The following is a 15,468-nucleotide window of genomic DNA, read 5'->3' as shown; positions in this document are numbered from 1 at the left end:
CGGCTCATTCGCCCTTCGTGAGGGCCTGTTCGCCGTTGCTCTGCAGGTCGGCGAGGATCTTCTTCGGGTCGGTGGTGTTCAGCGCCGCGAGGTCGGTGTTGAACTGGGTGAGGACCTTGTCGAAGCCGGCGATGGTCACCGGGCCCTGTGCGTAGGCGCTGGCGTCGACCCACGCCTTGGCGGAAGGATTCTCTTTCGCGTACTCGGCCTGCGCGCTGGTGCGGGAGGGCATCACGCCGAAGGCCGCGGCGTTCTTCACCTGCTGCGCGCTGGAGGTCAGGTACTTGACCAGATCCACGGCCGCGGCCTGGTGGGCGCTGTCCTTGGCCACGCCCCAGCACTGGCTGAAGGCGAGCGTGCCCTTGCCGGACGGTCCTGCGGGCAGCGGGACCACCGTGTACTTCACGCTCGGGTAGTCGGCCTTCATGCCGCCGGTGAGCCAGTTGCCCTCGATGGTCATCGCGGCCTTGCCGGTGCCGAGAGCCTCGCCGCCCCAGTTGGTGTCGACCTGGTTGGCATACTTCATGGCGCCGGAATTCAGCAGGGACTGCACGTACGTGAGCGCCTCGGCGTTCTGCGCGGTGTCGGCGGTCATCTTGGTCTGGTCGGCACTGGTGATCCAGCCGCCGGCCTCCTTCATGAAGACGCCGAGCCGTGCCCACTCGCCGTTGGTGACGAGGCCGGTGACCTTGCCCTTGGTCAGCTTTGCGGCGACCGCCTTCAGCTGGGCCCAGGTGGTCGGGTAGTCCTTGTCGGTCAGCCCGGCCTTCTTCCACAGGTCCGTGTTGATCGCGAGGGCGAGGGTGGAGGTGTCCTTGGGCAGGCACACCAGCTTGCCGTCGTACGTGAAGGAGGCGCGCAGCTGCTGGGAGAAGTCGCTCGCGTCCTTGACCTGGTCGCCGTAGGCGTAGAGGGAGCCGCCCTTGGCGTAGTTGGCGAACTGGTCGGAGTTGACGTAGAAGGCGTCCGGCGGCTTGTGCCCGGCGAAGGACTGGGCGAGCTGCTGGTTGATGTCCTTGGCGACGTCCACGGTCACCGTGTTGCCGGACTCCTTCGCGTACGCCGCCGCCGCGTCCTTGACGGCCTTGGTCTCCGCGTCGCCCGAGCTGGCGATCAGCACGGTCAGATGCTGCTTGGAGCTGGAGTCCTGCGCTGTCTTCTTGCCGCTGTCGAAACCCGGCGAGCAGCCTGTGGCGGCCATCAGCGTCGCACAGGTGACGAGGGCCGCGGCGGCCGTACGGTTGACCATGGAAATCCTCCGAGGGTTACGGATGTGACGTGCGGCTCCACCCGGTCGGCGCGGGGACGCGGGGCCGGGGTGGGGGAGGAGGAGAAGAAATGCCTGGAAGACGAGGGGCCGTGCCGAGGGGACGAAGAGGCGGAGAGCCCGTCGGCCCCGGCTAGGCTCGGTTGGGGTGGCAGCTGTTCGGCTGAGGCAGCAACAACTGGAGTGAGGCAGCGGCTACTTGGCTAAGTCGGTCTCTTCCGCGTCGCCGCCGCCCGGTGCGCGGACGCTGTCGCGCACCATCAGCGACGGCTCGAGCAGCAGGCGCTCCGGCGCCGCGTCGGGAGCGGCGATCCGCGCCAGCAGCAGTCGTACGCACTGTCGGCCGACCTCTTCCAGCGGCTGCGCGATGGAGGCCAGGGCGGGGGAAAGGATCTCGGCGGTCGGCGAGTCGTCGAATCCGACCACCGCGACGTCCCGGCCGGGGGCGGCGCCGCGCTCGCGCAGCGTCTGGTAGCAGCCGAGCGCCAGCATGTCGCTGGCCGCGATCACGGCGGTCGCATCCGCGTCCAGGAGCGGTTTCACGGCGGCGCGGGCGGCGTCGATGTCGTTCACGCTCTGGGCCCGCCGCCCGCGCACCGGCAGCCCGTGCCGCCGCATGGCCCGCTGCCAGCCCTCGGCGCGGTCGTCACCGGCGCCGGAGGAGCCGCGTTCCCAGCCCAGAAAGGCGATCCTGCGGTGTCCGAGGGAGACCAGGTGCTCGACCGCGGCGTCCGTGCCCGAGGCGCCGTCGACGTCGACCCAGTCGCCGATCGGCCGTCCCGACCACATGCGGCCGAAGCCGACGAACGGCACGCCGCGCTTGGCCAGCCACGCCTGCCGCGGGTCGCCGCGCTCGGTGCCGCTGAGGACGAACCCGTCGACCTCATGCTGGTCGAGAAGTTCCTCGTACCCTCCGAGGGCCGGGCCGCCGGGCGGGGAGGCGAACAGCAGGATCCGGTAACCGGCGTCGTCGGCGGCCTGTGACAAGGCGTGCAGAAACCGGTCCAGGACCGGGGAGCTGGCGGGGGTGGGCTGGATGCCGTAGCCGATCAGCCTGCTGGAACGGGTGCGCAGCGTCTGCGCCGCACGGCTGGGGCGGTAGCCCATCTCGTCGATCACACGGCGGACCCGCTCCAGGGTCTCGGGCCGCAGCATGTCCGGCGAATTGATCGCGTTCGACACGGTCTGCGGGGAGACCCCGGCCCGGCGGGCGACCATCGCGAGGGTCACCGGGCCACCCTTGGCCGAGGAAGCGTTACTGGAGCGGGGCATGCGGCTCTCCGACTCGCCGAAGCGATATGGACCTTATTTTAGCGTTCCAATAGGCGTTGTGTTCGCTCTGACGACTGCCTTAGTGTCGTTTTAACGATCCAACGCTGAGAGGTTCCACTTCCTTGGACTCCACTGTCAAGCCCCAGGACACCAACGGCTCGGTCACGGCCTCCCCGTCCGCGACCGGCGGCCTTCAGCCGTTCCTGCATGACGCGGTCGTCACGCTGCACGCGCCCAGCCTCGTGATCTCGGGGGAGGACGGGCAGCTCAGCGGCGGTGCGGACGGCTTCTACCACGGCGACCGCAGGGCGCTTTCCCGGCTGACCGTCACCGCCGACGACATCGCCCTCGCTCCCGTTCAGGGCGGACTGCGGGGCGCGGACCGCGCCGGCTTCCGGGCGATCCTGCGCGGGCTCGGCGAGGTGACAGCGGACCCTGCCGTAGCTCTGCACCGCCGCCGTAGTACGGCCAGCGGCCGGCTGGAGGAGGTCTTCGAGGTCACCAACGCGGGCGGCGAGCACGTGCGCTTCCGGCTGACGGTGAGCGCCGGTTCGGACCTCGCCACCATGGAGCAGGTCAAGTCGGGGCATGTGATCGAGGAGGTGTCTCCGCAGGTCGCGGACGGCGATGCCATCGGGCTCGCCTGGTCCGCGGACGACTTCGCCGTACACCTGGCGGCCGAGCCCGAGCCGGATGTGCTCCAGGTGCCGACGGGCGAGCTGTCGTACGACATCGATCTCAAGCCCGGTACGTCGTGGAGCGTGACGCTGACCTGCACGGCGGCGTACACGGACGGCGACCAGTTCCCGCCGCCGCCCGCGGACCAACTGCCCTGGTCTGTCCCCTCGTTGCGCAGCGCGGACCGCCGCCTCGACCAGTGGCTTCAGCAATCCCTAGCCGATCTGGACCGACTGCGCCTGACCGACCCCCGCTCATCGGACCCGGACCGTCCGGACCAGTTCCTGGCCGCCGGCGCCCCCTGGTTCCTCACCCTCTTCGGCCGCGACGCGCTCTGGGCCGCCCGCATGCTCCTCCCGCTCGGCACCGACCTGGCCGCCGGAACCCTGCGCACCCTCGCCCGCCGCCAGGGCGTCGTCACCGACCCGGCCACGGAGGAGCAGCCGGGCAAGATCCTCCACGAGGTGCGACGCGCCACCCTCCAGATCGCGGACCGCCTCTCCCTCCCGCCGGTCTACTACGGCACGGTCGACGCCACCCCGCTGTGGATCACCCTGCTCCACGACGCCTGGCGCTGGGGCATGGCCCGGGCCGAGGTCGAGGAACTCCTGCCGCACGCCGAGGCGGCACTCGCCTGGATGCGCGAGGCGGCATCCGCCGACGGCTTCCTCAAGTACGTCGACCAGATCGGCCACGGCCTGTCCAACCAGGGCTGGAAGGACTCCGACGACTCCATCCGCTACCGCGACGGCCGCCGCGCCCACGCGCCGATCGCCCTGTGCGAGGTCCAGGCGTACGCCTACGAGGCAGCCCGCGCCGGAGCCGCCCTGTTGCGCGCGTTCGGACGGCCGGGCGCGGATGGTTGGGAGGACTGGGCGGACCAGCTCGCCACCCGCTTCCGCGAGCGCTTCTGGGTGACGGACGAGAAGGGGCCGTTCCCCGCGGTCGCGCTGGACGGCGACGGCAAACCGGCCGACTCCGTCACCTCCGGCTTCGGCCACCTCCTTGGCACCGGCCTGCTCAACGCGCAGGAGAGCGCACTGCTGGCCGCCCGCCTCGCCAGCCCCGACCTCGACGCGGGACACGGCCTGCGCACGCTGAGCAGCGACGCGGTGGGCTACAACCCCTACGGTTACCACGTCGGTTCGATCTGGCCGCACGACACCGCGATTGCTGTGCATGGCCTGGTCAAGGCCGGCTTCCCGGACGCTGCGGCATCGTTGGCGGATGGCCTGCTTGAGGTGTCGGCGGCATTCGACGCCCGGCTGCCTGAACTCTTCGCCGGACACGGCAGCGAGGCGGGCACCGGGCCCGCCCCCTACCCGGCGTCCTGCCGGCCCCAGGCATGGGCGGCCGCCTCCTCGGTCCTCATCCTCCAGGCGGCCCTGGGCCTGGATGCCGATGCCCCGGCCGGGACGGTCACCGTGACCCCCACCTTCGCCCACGACTACGGCCCGCTGACCGTGACCGGACTCCAGGTCAACGGGGAGCGGCTGGACGTCGTCGTGACGGTGGACGGATCAGTACAGGTGACAGCACCCGAGGCGCTGGCCGTGACCACTGCCTGACAGTGCCGAGACACTCCGTGGCCGTTCTGTATCGCCGATGGTGCGGGGTGAGCTTTCGGCTGCCGCCTGGCGCGTGCGTCGGTACAGTGCGGGGGCCGGTGGGGGAAACAAGCTGCCCGTACGGTGCTCAGTGTTGGGTCGGTCTGCTGTCTCGGCAAGGAGAGCGCGCGACCAAGCGGGGTGGTTCAGAAGAGGTCCCTGAGTCACGCCAGTCCGGGAGCTCGTGAAAGCTCGACACCCCTCTTCAAGCTGCCGCCCAGAGGTCCGGACCGCGCGCGGATCACTTCTTACGATGCCTGCTCGCCCGCTTCTTCAGTTCGGCTTGGCCACGCTTCGTCCAGTCACCCTGATGGAGATGGCAACGTACCGTGCTTTTCAGCGTCCTGTTTTGACAGCGGCCTCCGGCTGTCCGCTCACGCATCGCGCACGCACGAGGCCAGCGTCCTGAACGCCATGGTGCGACTCTGGGCCAGGTTCCTCCGCGAGGCACCGTGGAGACAGTTCCTCCGGCCCAGGTACACCCCCTGTTGCCCGCCGTGCACCACCCCTGGTGACCCTTACGGTTGTCCGCGCAGGGCCTCTCGGTTACAGTTATTGCAGATGTGTTTTTACCTGGGTCAGCGATTGGAGGCGGCTATGGCTCGTACGAGCGTTCTTGCCCGTGCTGAGAAGGTCGAACCGAATCCCTCGCATCAGTGTGCGCTCGCCGCGACTGCCCGAATGGCGCCAGAGCAGGTTCAGGTTCTGGTGCGCACCTCGGATGGTGACGAGCTGGCGCTGCCACAGGAACTGGTCCGCATTCTCCTCGCCTCCGCCGGCGAGCTGGCTCGCGGACATGCGGTCACTGTCCTGGCCTCCGAGGTTCAGCTGTCGCCTGCTGAGACTGCTGAGCTTCTGGGCCTGTCTCGACCGTTCGTCACCCGCCTGCTTGATGCCGGCGACCTCCCGTCGACGAATCTGCCCGGAAGTAGTCACCGGGTGGTGCGCCTTGCCGATGTGCTGGCATTCCAGCAGCGGCGTGAGCGCCGCAGGGAGGGTCGGCGTCAGATCGCCGACGTGTTGGGCGACGCCGAATCAGCCGGTTGATTCGGTTCCCACCGTCAGCGGCGAAGCAGAGGGGGAAGTGTGGCGCCGCGGGTCTTTGTGGCCTATGTCGTTGACGAAGTCCAGGACCGCCAGGTCCGCACGGGAGAGGACGTTGCAAAGGATGAACGCGGGGTCGTAGTCGGGTGCGAGGGCGCCGATATCGACGGGGGTGTTCCAGCGGCGGCCGTGCGCGAGCAGGCTCCGAAATCAGGGGGTTTGCCCAGGCTCCCCACACAGGAATCTGACTGACGGCGCGTTCCCATTCGTTCCCATGCAAGGCCAAAAGGCCCCTCGGAGATCACTTCCGAGGAGCCTTGTTGGTGCATCGTGCCTGGTCAGGCCTGGTGCCCCCGGCAGGATTCGAACCTGCGACACCCGCTTTAGGAGTTTTCTCTGGGCGGGGCTGTGACCTGCGGAAACTTCGGCCGCAGGGTGTCTGGCCTGGGGAAACACCCCTCCGTAGTTCTCACGTGTTCACGACGTTTCCCGGCCCCATGTGTGCTGAACCCGTTCTGGCGGGTCACGCCCCGACGAGCGGTCAGCGAATAGCGAGGGCGTCGGAAAGTAGGCAGGCGAGAGCGTTGCGAAGGACTGGTTACCGTCTCTGGACTGATCAGGACCGGCGGCGGGGCTGGCGAGTGCGTGGGCCGGGTCGCACAGGTGAATGTCGTCCGGGCGGGGCGGCTCCTGGGGGTTCGTTCGGTGGAGTTAGGGGCTCGACGGGTCCAGGCAGTTGGCCATCGACTGATTCCATGCCAGGCAGGAAATCGCTGGCCGGGCCGGTACGACCGTGCTCTGAGTGTTCGGGTACCGGAAGGACGTGGCGTCGGGTGAGCTCAGCGACGTCGATCAGTGGCGCCACGACGATGCGGTTGAGTAACCCCGCCTGCTGCGGTTCCAGGGAGGTGAGGTGGCTGAGTACGGCCAGGATTTCGACAAGCTCCCGGCTCCATTCAGGTTCCCAGCCCTCGGGACGCTCGCGATCCAGTTCGCTGGTGACTTTGCCGGTGGCGCGGTTGCTGCGGTAGCCGAGCCAACTGTCGAGCACGTTGCGCCCTCCAGTGGTGTAGTTCCGCATGCGCGGTGTGACACCAGTGAAGACGCCTCCCTCAATGATCAGATGCTCGTTTTCGGGATCGTAGGTGATTGCGGAGGGGAGCGTGTCAGGCGCGACTTCTCGGGCGTATGTGATCTCGGGGTGCAGACGTCGCCACCAGTTTGATGCGCCTGCTGGGCGGTCGTCACTGGGGTTGATACAGCGTGTGCCGAAGGTGGAAGCCCACAGGATGTGGTGTCCCAGGCTGACGCCCTCGTGCCAGAGGTCACTAGCGGCGGTCAAGGGGATGCGAACGCCGAGGGAGTTGAGGTCGTCCGCATAGCGTTCGGTGAACGAGGGGTGGGCGGTGACGGCGGCGATGTAGGCCAGTAGGTCCTCAGCGAGGACCTCTTGGAGGCCGTAGGAGTTGGCGAGGTGGTGCAGCAGCCCTGGGGCGATGTTGGGGGTGCGGTCGGCGTGGAGGAGCGGCAGGACGCGACCACCGTTTCCCTTGAAGTAATCATTGTCGGGAATGAGGGCGGTGAAGAGCAGTGCCGGGCCGGTCTTTAGACGTTGGGTGTGCTGTTCGATGGCAAAGAGCTGACCGTCGATGGAGGCTTGCCATAGCTCTGGACGGGAGCGGTCGATGACACGTCCGTCGGGTATGAGCCACTGGCGATCAAAGGCTCTGCGAGCGATGCGTACCGGAGCAGGACAGGGGCTCTGCTCGTCGCGGAGGAGGGTCGGTGGGTGGGGGTGGCCGGGAATCTGGAGGGCTTCCTTGTCCAGGGTGCGGTCGCCCGTCTCCTTGAACAGCGCCTGCTTTGTGGCCGGGTCGCGTTCTTGGATGAGTAGGTTCCAGCGTCGTCGCAGGAGGGTTTTCGAGGGACTGATGACCCAGTTTCGGTTGGGCTTGATGCCGGGCTTGTGCCATGGCATGAGGTCGGTGAGAGCGGGGAAGGCGTCCCACCCACTCTGAGAGGCGGGTGTGAAGGGGACGAACTCGGCAGATCGTGACCTGCGCCAGCCGGGACCGCCGATATGCAAGTTGTGCAGTTGTTCTTCTTTGTCCTGGCGGGTGCCATGAACGGCCGCATAGTGGACGGGAGCCAGTTCGTCTCGCCGCTCGCCTTGTCGGCGGACGAAGATTGCGATGGCTAACTCCTGTTGGACTCCAGGAAAGAAGCGGCTGTTGACCGGCGGCCTTTTGGTCTCGGGGGTGAGGTCGATGACCCAGCCCTCGGTGCAGGTGCGCCGCAGGTAGGAGCGCATGCCCTGGAAGCCCGCGCCGCGGATGAAGCCGCCGGTGCTGACGAAGCAGACGACGCCATGACGGTGGTCGTCATGCTGGTCGAAGACCTTGTGGGTGGCCCAGCGCCAGAAGTAGGTGCACAGACTCTTCAGCTTGTTCTCGTACACGCCTGCCGCACCGCGCAGCCGGAAGGCGTCCAGAGGTGGAGCACCGCGGCCCGGCGAACCCTTCTCGATCCATCCGCCTTGGCCTTCTGCCTGTTCGCGGTGCGGAGGGTTGCCGATGACGACGGTGATGCGTTCGTTGCGCTGGATGGTGCTGGCAGCCTCGGCGTCATCACGTAAAGGGCCCCACAAGGCGCCGTATCGATCGAAGAGTTCGCTGGGCCGCCAGGGGTCAGCAAGGGTGTCGGCCAAGTGCAGCCGCATGTCACGCAGCCGCACACGTGCATTGAGTCGGCGCAGCATCTGCCCGACACGCATCTGAGCGACGGCGAAGGCGCCCATCTGCTTCTCGAACCCGATCAGTCGGCCGGCGAGTTCTTGTACTGATTCGGCGCGGAAGCCTTCGTTTCCGCCTTCGGTCTGCTTGCGGGCGACGAGGTCAATGATGCCGGTGAGGAACGTGCCGGTTCCCATTGCAGGGTCGATGATTGAAACACCGGGATCGGCGAAACCGTCCGGGCAATCCAGCGCGGTGGCCAGTACCTCGTCGACAAGGCGGATCATCTCCGTCATCAGCGAGGCTGGGGTGTAGTAGGTGCCGGAGTCCTTGCGCAGGTCTGCGTCGTATTCCTGCAGGAAGTGCTCGTAGAGATGGATGTGAAAGCCGGGGTCGTCGGCCAGAGCACTTCTCCAGTCGATGGCGTCGATGACGCGGACGAGCATGTCGAGGCTGTCGCGGAACTCGCCCTCGACCTGATCGGTGAGGATCTGCAGGGCACGGCCCATGACGGAGTGCTCCGCCCCCAGACGCCGACCTATCTCGTGGAGGCTCACACCGGCCAATGATCTGGCGTTGCCAACGTTGGTGTCGGAGCCGGCGAGCAGGAGGGCGAAGGTCACGGACTGGGCGTAGCGGTCGGCGAAAGCCGCGCGTTTGTCGCGATCGTCGGTGGTGGGAAAGAGGTCGACCTCAAGAGTGGATGCCAGATCGGTGAAGGGGCGTTGGTGGCGTGGGAGGCCAGCTTCGGCGTCGAGGCGCTCGTGGACGGCATCACGCAGGAGGGTGCACAGGGGCGCCACCTGGGCGACCACCTCCCGCATCGACGTCAGCGGTTGCGGCTGCCAGCTGAAGAACGCGGTCAGCATCGCTTCGAAGACGACCTCGTCGGCAGCAGACAGTCGCAAGCGAGAGCCAGCAGTGTGTAGATCGCCTTCTAGATGGATGGTTTCGCCGCGTTGTCGGCCCGAGCGGTACATGATCCATGTCTGGCCGTTGGTATAGATCAAGTTTGGGAGTTTCGACATGCCCTCCCACTGACGGCGGTCGCGCTGTTTCAGCCCGCCAGGATGTATCACGCTCTTGTCCGGGCTCTTCAACTCGACGTAGCCCACGATGTTGCGTGGTAACTTCCCGATGCGCACCGCCAAGTCGGGACGGATACGGTGCGCGGCGATCGCGACCTCGGCATGCAGGACAGCCTGCAGCCCCAGCAGGCTCGCTGCGTCAGTGAGGAGGGTCTCCACTGCGCGACGGATCGCAGCTTCCTTCTGCCCATGCAGCAGTGCCTGCTTGCAGGTCGCACCAAACTCGCTGATGATCCGCCGAAACCCGTCCCTGCGCTGCATCCCGCCCCCAGAAGCCAGCACACTCTCGGTGTCCAACTCAACACACGGTAAGCGCAACATCACCGAACGTCGAGAGGCCCTCAAGGCCGCGACTGCTCGCCCGTGCGATGCGGTGCACCCTCTTTTCGTGCGCCGCATCGGCTTTGAAGGAGCAGAGGCCCCTTCGCAGTCTAAACGGAAGGGCTCTGACCAGGTGTTTCTCTGTGCCCCCGGCAGGATTCGAACCTGCGACACCCGCTTAGGAGTTTTTCTTGAATGGGGCTGTGACCTGCGGAAATGTCGGCTGCATGGTACCTGGACTGGGAAAACTCCCCTCCGTGGTTCGCACGTGTTCACAGGGTTTCCCGGCCTCATGCGTGCCGATGGGTACTGTCCGGCGAAGGTCCGGATTGCTCGGGGGAATGCCCGGCGAGCGGTCTGAGCGAGGCGTGCGCTTCCTCGCTCAGACCTTCTCGACTCGAACGGAGCGACCTGCGAGGAGTTGATGTAGATCGTTGGTGTCCGAGGTAAAGACGGTTGCCTGGGCGTTCTGTGCGGCTTCCCGTGCGGCCGAGGCTGCCAGGACAGCGTCGATGGAGTACTTGTGCTCGTGCAGATCGGAGGTTTTCAGCATGTCCCGCGCCATGGCGATCACCTGGTCGTCATTGGCCCACACATGTCACTCTATGGCGCTGGCGCGACGGAAGATTTCACCGAAAGAGACATGCTTTATATTTTCTGTCAGTTCCACAAGCAGAGTTGAGGGTAGGCCATTTCTGGCGCAGTTAGCGTATGCCGTTTGCGCAAGTGCCCACAATATTGACCGGCCCAAAATTTGCTCACCGGTTTCACCGTCAATCTGCTTTACGCCCTCAGACAGTGCCGACTTGAAATCAGAAGTCATCTCGCCGTCGCGCGAGAAGACGCCGATATCAATGGCGAGTTGATGGACAACTGACGCGATAGCGGCCTGATGATGCTTCGCATAGGCGGGCGCAGCTTCTTCTTCCTCTTCTTCTTCCGCTTCGGCAAGGACTGATAGCGAGTAGCCAACGCTGCGATCGGCGTGATCGATGCGAGCAAACCAAGAAAGGTATTCTACGGCCGATTCGTCGAATCGACGGGATCTTTCGAACGTAATGGGGATCGCACTAGTTCCCGCATTCGAGAGGGTTACGTGGTCGAAACTCCCGTCAGGAATCGTATACCACCCCACATTGTTATTCACGTCCCAAAGTGTAACGATCACAAGATCGCTACTCCGAGACCAGCGCAAGACCTGCTCGGCATTGATGTACAGGACGGGAAGGGCCGACTGTTCATCAGAGCAATCCTTTGTCGTCCCCTTTACCTGCACCCATATTCTCGATGCATCGACACGTTCTCTAAGGCACGTCTGCACTAAGAGATCCTCCCCGTAATCCTCTCTGATTGTGTCGACTGCATGCCCTCCGTTCACCCAGAGGGATCGTACAGAATTCTCTGCCTTTGCTGCAGTTTGGTGCTGCTGAGGGCGTTTAGGCACTACTTCTCCTCGATGAGCTAGGCCGCGCGACGCCTGAGCTCGCGATCACTCTCGCCGCGTTGCGCGATGCGGTAGGGCCTACTCCAGGCCCTGATGCCGTCGTTCTGCCTCTTGGTCCTCCCGCCGGGCGTCAGCTTCGTACGACTCCGCAAGCCCTTTGAGCAACTTCTTGGTTCGAGGCCACGCGCGTGCGCGTTCGGCCTGCTCCCGGAAGGACCGGGCCAGCTCCGACTCTTGAACTCCGCCATCCAGGAGTCCCCGGCTGGTCACACCTCGTTTGTTGTAGATACCAATACTGAGGCCACGTTCGAGATCGCTGCTATTGATCTCTTCAAGTAGGTCTCGGACGGCTTCCGGAATCTGCAAGTCGTCCTGGTCGCGCGGGGCGAAAGCAAGTACCTGACCGATCTGCACATCACCTACCCTGGCACGATCCCTAGCAGCCAGTTCTGCCCGTGCCGTCATGACCCACGTGCGCAGTGCAACCGGGTCAAGTGTCCCGTCGGCCGTAAGCCCTGGACATGTACGCAAAGTGTGCAGGGCTCTGTAAGCATGGTTCGCGATATTGCGTCTGTTCTCCTGATCGACGGCATCTGCCGTGTCCTCCTCGGAAGTGGCGCTGGGACGGAAGGACCACGTCACCAAATCCGCGAACGCCTCAGGATCCTCAACCAACATCTTGTGGAGAATTGGAGCCTTCGCGTCGAACCCGAGCGCAGGCAAGAGCTGCCACTCCAGACTGAGGATGCGTTGACGCCCGACCTGCTCGTGTTGCCGGGCCAGCAGCGCAAACAGATCCTGGAAACGTGAACCGAGTCGCCCGATCTCAGGATCGCTCAACCTACCTGCGATGAGGTCTTCAAGCCCGGTGACGACGACCTCGGCGGCCTCTGCACGGTCCCCTTCCCTGTCCCTGTCGTATAGGAGGATCAGGTCCAGCGCCGCTGCGGGACGACCTGCGCCCAACAGCGATCGGGCCGCATCAAGCGCTCGCGGGAAGTCGGGGCCGAGCCCGAAGTAGGAGAACTCACGCCAATAATGTCCTGCTACTTCCGGACTGAGTTCAGTGAGCTTGGACCACGCGGCGGCTGGATCTGGGGCGAGCTGCAGGATCACTGCCTGAACGTGTGGAACCTCTGTGAGAGAAAGAAGCCTGTCGCGGAGATCATTTCCCTGGGCCCACATGCGCCGGCGCAGGTACCCAGCCGCTACCTCCTTGGCTGGTGAGGCGTCCTCCTCAGCCCAGGACAGCAGCTCTTGGTCATGGTCCTCGGAGTGCTCTGCCAGAGCGATGCCCACCAGGTCGGCGTACTCGGTTGCGGAAGCCAGCTCGACGAGAGCCGCCAGCCCTCTGTGCGCGACTGTCTCCCCGACCGCTGCGGCCCGCCGGGCGAGGAGTTCCGCGTCGTAGGCGGCGAAGTTGTCACGGCGCCTGATGTCGCCAAGCGTGATCCAGCCGGATTGGAACAGCCATGCGTATCGCTTTACCGGATTTCGAGGCTCCAGCGTTTCGCACGCGGCTTGGAGGGGGCGAAGCTCGTCCGCGGGAAGGGCCCACGCGGTGTCCGCATACTCCTGGTGCCGGGCAACCTGGTCGCGCAGTGCGCAGTGGAGAGCCGCACGCTGATCGTCATCTTCCAGGTCGCCGGCGAGCTCGGTCAGCCGTCGCGCGACCTCAGCGCGGTGTTTGGGAGGGAGTACATCGATTTTATCGATCAGGTCGGCATACAGCTCGGGGGCGGCGTCGAGTTCGTCAAGGAGCAGGTCGACTACGGCGGTGGTAACACTCCATCGATCATGCGGGGTGACGACGGTGTCCCTTTTCCAGTCACGGAAACGCGGACCAGGATGGCTCATCTGAATAGCGTGGCTGCCAGGAATGAGCTGGAGGAGCAACTTGCGGCCGAGTGTCGGCTGCCTCCGCACCTGGCGTCGGATCACTCTGATGCGGTCCTCGGCGTGGGCGGTCGTGTTGGGAGCCCACGCGCTGAGAATCCCCACCAGACTCGGGAGGGGACGATTCGAGAGCCGGCCGCCCGGGTCCACGACAGCCAGCGCGGTCAGTACGTCGACTGCGTCATCAAGGTGCTCCGGAGACCATGCCAGGATCTCCAAAGACCACAGAAACTTTGTATGAGGAGAGCTGGATCCAAGTCCCAAGTTGTCAGGCTGGTTGTCGGTGAACATGGCAACGTGCAGAGGCCTGGTGCCACTAAGGCCCTCATACATCGCCTCTATGAACTCCTCCGGAGCGGCCTCAGCCAACAAGGTGAGCACATCGCCCAGGGAACGCCACAAGCTATACGTGTCATCAGCGTTGGCCTGCTTCAACAGATCACGAACCAGCAGCCGTGCCCATCGATCCCCCGTGACACCTTCGGGGCCCCGTAGGTCCGCGCCAAGGGTGCCCAGGAGGGCGAGCGACTGAGCGAGCCCTGTGCGAAGGGTGTGTGAGAAGCACCGTCTCACGCCCATCACCCCGGCCCTCCACCGCTCGTCAGGGTCTAGGTCGAGAGTCGGGTCCGTCTCAGTCAGTACCTCCAAGAATGCCGTTCGGAAGAATTGGAGATCGTCGCTGGTGAGGGATGCACCAAGCAAGGTCCAGGCATCCTCGGCAGCAAGCACGTGCCAGATCCCGTCCTGGTGGCCGAGGAAAGGGATCTCGGACGCGGCAGCGAGCTCCCGGGCCCGCTCCTGCAACTCTTCGTATTCAAGTCCCGAGCACCGTCCAACCACACGGCGGTCTTCCCGATTGTCCCCGTTCCAGGCATTCAGCAGGAGCAGCCGTCGGCGGACCACATCGAGCGTCGAGGCCCGTTCCGGTGTGAATGGCTCCGGGTGGTGGGCCAGGGCTCGCCGCAACGCAAGCAGGCTACGGCGACCGAGCGCGCCGAGCCGGGCCGCACGCTCGCTCGGCGTGCCGTTGGAAAGCAGCAAAGACTCGATGACCTGGCTGTGGAGCCTGGGCACCTTCACGTTGCACGGAGCACCGGGCATCGCCGCCCACACGAGTTGGTGAGGATGCTGCTGTGGAATGTCCCGTGCAAGCGCCGGGTCTGCGAGGACCAAGATCAAGGGCTGGCGCTGGGTGACCAGTTGCTCGATACCGTTCTTGTCGGAAAGGAATAGGACCCGCGCCCCCACCTGAGTGGCCCCCAGGATGCCTTCCTGTTCTAGGGCAGCGGCTACGAAGGCGCAGACTTCGTCGGGGCGCAGATCGCCGCCTAGCGTGATCACCGACCGCCCGGTAGCGAGTAGGGCGCTGAAGTCGGCGGCTGCCTTCTCTCTTCCTGCCAGCACCACCGTCCGGTCCAGTGGGATGCGCGTCGATCGGAGCCAACTGTCAGTCCACCATGATTCCAGAGACCGCACGCCCGGCTGCGCCTTCCCCAGTCGGGCAGCAAGCCATGCCGTGGTGGCTGGTGCTTGTTCCAGCCACAGGTCGATCACGTCGAGGTTGTACCCACGTACCTCCCGCCACCGACCGTTCTCGGTGTGGCGATCGGCCCAGGTTCGAGCGTCTCTCCACGTGTCGAGGATGACTTCCACATAGGTGACGTCTTGGGTCGCGAGCCCGTTCGGCCCCTTCGTCCTCTTCTCGTAGTCTTCCTCAGCCTTGCTGTTGCCGCCGCCAACAGACAACTCCCATACCGAGATTCCCGCCGGCACGAACGTCGACGGTCCCGACGCTTTGACAATGCCGTCGAAGCCTCCGACCGCGGTGCCGGAGCCTCCTGGCATGTCCAGGGATTCCAACCCACTTGCGGTCTCGGCTATCAAGCGCCTGACGAGCAGCGGGAGCACGGTATCGAAGCCCGCGTCGCCACGCGCCCTGCGAAGATCGTCACGATCAATTGGCGGCCATGCAGTCATGCCCCGACGGTACTGCCGCCCACTGACACCCATATCGGATTCGACTCTGCCGACGCCGCCACCGCCCGCGTCGTGCTTCGCCCGAAGACCGGGGTTCGACATGATTCGGCGGCCTGGAGGCCGGAATCTGGGGTTTGACGAG

At 65.5% G+C, this 15,468-nt stretch carries 8 protein-coding genes; 2 read left to right on the top strand and 6 right to left on the bottom strand.

From position 1 onward, the window contains the following. Positions 1-4 precede the first annotated feature (4 nt). Together ACFXI4_RS00665 and ACFXI4_RS00660 are read right to left on the bottom strand one after the other, a co-directional pair. The gene (locus tag ACFXI4_RS00665; protein WP_384986877.1) at positions 5-1,249 is read right to left on the bottom strand and encodes an extracellular solute-binding protein; all 1,245 of its coding nucleotides are present in this window, start codon (positions 1,247-1,249) and stop codon (positions 5-7) included. Between the two features lie 213 nt (positions 1,250-1,462). Continuing rightward, positions 1,463-2,539, bottom strand: coding sequence for a LacI family DNA-binding transcriptional regulator (locus ACFXI4_RS00660; protein ID WP_384986875.1), 1,077 nt, complete (start codon positions 2,537-2,539; stop codon positions 1,463-1,465). A 122-nt stretch (positions 2,540-2,661) separates the two neighbouring features. Here ACFXI4_RS00660 and ACFXI4_RS00655 point away from each other — a divergent pair, with 122 nt between their 5' ends. After that, positions 2,662-4,785: a glycogen debranching N-terminal domain-containing protein gene (locus ACFXI4_RS00655; protein ID WP_384986873.1), complete on the top strand. Its 2,124-nt coding sequence runs from the start codon at positions 2,662-2,664 to the stop codon at positions 4,783-4,785. Between the two features lie 636 nt (positions 4,786-5,421). Next, entirely contained in the window at positions 5,422-5,871 is a 450-nt protein-coding gene (locus ACFXI4_RS00650; protein WP_384986871.1) for a helix-turn-helix domain-containing protein, read from the top strand. Positions 5,872-6,484: 613 nt separating this feature from the next. Here the strand turns inward: ACFXI4_RS00650 and ACFXI4_RS00645 are convergent. From ACFXI4_RS00645 to ACFXI4_RS00630, 4 genes are all read right to left on the bottom strand, one after another. Next, positions 6,485-9,985 (bottom strand): type ISP restriction/modification enzyme, encoded by a 3,501-nt coding sequence (locus ACFXI4_RS00645; protein WP_384986869.1) that lies wholly within the window; start codon positions 9,983-9,985, stop codon positions 6,485-6,487. Positions 9,986-10,391: 406 nt separating this feature from the next. Next, the gene (locus tag ACFXI4_RS00640) at positions 10,392-10,604 is read right to left on the bottom strand and encodes a hypothetical protein (protein ID WP_384986867.1); all 213 of its coding nucleotides are present in this window, start codon (positions 10,602-10,604) and stop codon (positions 10,392-10,394) included. A gap of 3 nt (positions 10,605-10,607) precedes the next feature. Continuing rightward, entirely contained in the window at positions 10,608-11,453 is an 846-nt protein-coding gene (locus tag ACFXI4_RS00635; protein WP_384986866.1) for a DUF4365 domain-containing protein, read from the bottom strand. 78 nt (positions 11,454-11,531) lie between these two features. Then, entirely contained in the window at positions 11,532-15,326 is a 3,795-nt protein-coding gene (locus tag ACFXI4_RS00630) for a hypothetical protein (RefSeq protein ID WP_384986864.1), read from the bottom strand. Positions 15,327-15,468 lie beyond the last annotated feature (142 nt).

Origin of the sequence: Streptomyces sp. NPDC059224 (genome assembly GCF_042754285.1) — a bacterium.
Lineage (GTDB): Bacteria > Actinomycetota > Actinomycetes > Streptomycetales > Streptomycetaceae > Streptomyces.
Note: the sequence above shows the minus strand (reverse complement) of the source record. Positions and strands in the feature narration are given on the sequence as shown.